The following is a 1,678-nucleotide window of genomic DNA, read 5'->3' as shown; positions in this document are numbered from 1 at the left end:
CCGCGTCGGGGGCAGTCGAGTTCTCCTCCGAAGCGCTGTTCTCCGTGGCACTCATCGTTCGCTCCAAGAAAGGTCACTCCACTGCTGGGCGCCGGCCGGCGCCGGTCGCGGGGCAGCCGTGGGCTGCCGGCGCGCCGGGGTGCCGTCGGCATGGTCGGGTCGGTCCGGCCGCTGCGGGCGGCGGCACCGGTCGGTCGGTCGGGCTGGTCGGCCGGGCGGGTCAGGTCACGTCGTGTCCGGTCGTTCTGCCCGGGTCGGTAGTGGTCGGGTCGGGTCGGTCGGGTCGGTCGGGTCGTTCAGGGGCAGATCGGGCACCCGCACCACGGGCCGGCGCGCGCCTACAGCTCGCTCCACCCCTCGTCCGGGTAGCGGTGGACCGGCGCCGAGATGTCGTCGAGCGCACCGCGGATCTCACCCGGAAGGGTAAGCGCCTCCACTGACAGCGCCGCCTGCAGCTGCCCGACCGTCCGCGCCCCGACCAGCGCCGAGGCGACCCCGGGCCGGTCCCGCACCCAGGCGAGTGCCACGGCGAGCGGGCTGCTGGCCAGGCCGTCGGCGGCGGTGGCGACCGCGTCCACGATCCGGCGCGAGCGCTCCCCGAGGTACGGCTGGACGAAGCCGGAGAGGTACGGCGAGGCGCCGCGCGAGTCCTGCGGGACGCCGTGCCGGTACTTCCCGGTGAGCACGCCGCGCCCGAGCGGCGACGAGGCGAGCAGACCCACCCCGGCGTCCCGGGCGGCCGGCAGGGCCTCCCGTTCGATGCCGCGCTGGAGCAGCGAGTACTCCAGCTGCGCGCCGGCCAGCGGCACCCGCCCGTGGTGGGCGCGCTGCCAGGTGGCGGCCTGGGCGAGCTGCCAGCCGCTGTAGTCGCAGACCCCGACGTACCGGGCGCGCCCGGAGGCGACGGCGATGTCCAGGGCGCTGAGGGTCTCCTCGGCCGGGGTCGCCGGGTCGAAGGCGTGCACCTGCCAGAGGTCGACGTAGTCGGTGCCGAGCCGGCGCAGCGAGGCGTCCAGCGCCGCGAGCAGGTGGCCGCGCGAGCCGTCGAAGCGGCGGCCGGACTCCGGGACGCTGCCCGCCTTGGTGGCGATCACCAGCTCGGAGCGGGGGATCAGGCTGTCGGTGAGCCGGGAGAGCAGGTACTCGGCGCCGCCGTCCGCGTACACGTCGGCGGTGTCGACCAGGTTGCCGCCGGCGTCGACGAACTCCTTGAGCTGCTCCGCGGCCTCGTGCTCGTCGGTGTCCCGGCCCCAGGTCATGGTGCCGAGGCCGAGCCGGGAGACCTGCAGCCCGGTACGGCCGAGGTGACGCTTTTCCATCGGACGGGTCCCTTCGCTGGCCGGGACGGCGGGCCGTCGGGGGGACCGGCCCGCCCGGCGAACGCGCAGGTGGGGACAGGCGTCCCCACGTCGGCTGAGCGTAGCGGCCGGGGCCCGGGCTGGTGTGCAGACCCGCAGGACGATCACTGCGCGCCGGGCCACACCTACCGGCCAGTAGCGTGACCGCCGCGAGCACGGCTACCCTCGCGAGCAACCCGACTGGAAGGCATGGCAGATGCGACTCGGTATCAACCTCGGCTACTGGGGACTCGGCATGGACGCCGACAACGTCGCCGTCGCGCAGGAGGCCGACCGGCTCGGCTACTCGGTCTGCTGGGCCGCCGAGGCCTACGGCTCGG

General features: G+C 75.2%; 1 protein-coding gene and 1 pseudogene. One reads left to right on the top strand and one right to left on the bottom strand.

The annotated features are described in order from the left end of the window. Positions 1 to 338 precede the first annotated feature (338 nt). Positions 339 to 1,319, bottom strand: a complete 981-nt coding sequence (locus tag MCM47_RS40275) for an aldo/keto reductase (protein ID WP_238739938.1) — start codon at positions 1,317 to 1,319, stop codon at positions 339 to 341. A 235-nt stretch (positions 1,320 to 1,554) separates the two neighbouring features. On the opposite strand from MCM47_RS40275, the pseudogene MCM47_RS40270 reads away from it, so the two are divergent. Then, a pseudogene (locus tag MCM47_RS40270) lies at positions 1,555 to 1,678 on the top strand (LLM class F420-dependent oxidoreductase); the annotation flags it as partial.

This window comes from Kitasatospora sp. A2-31, assembly GCF_022288725.1.
GTDB lineage: Bacteria > Actinomycetota > Actinomycetes > Streptomycetales > Streptomycetaceae > Kitasatospora.
This window is presented reverse-complemented; position numbering and strand designations above follow the sequence as displayed.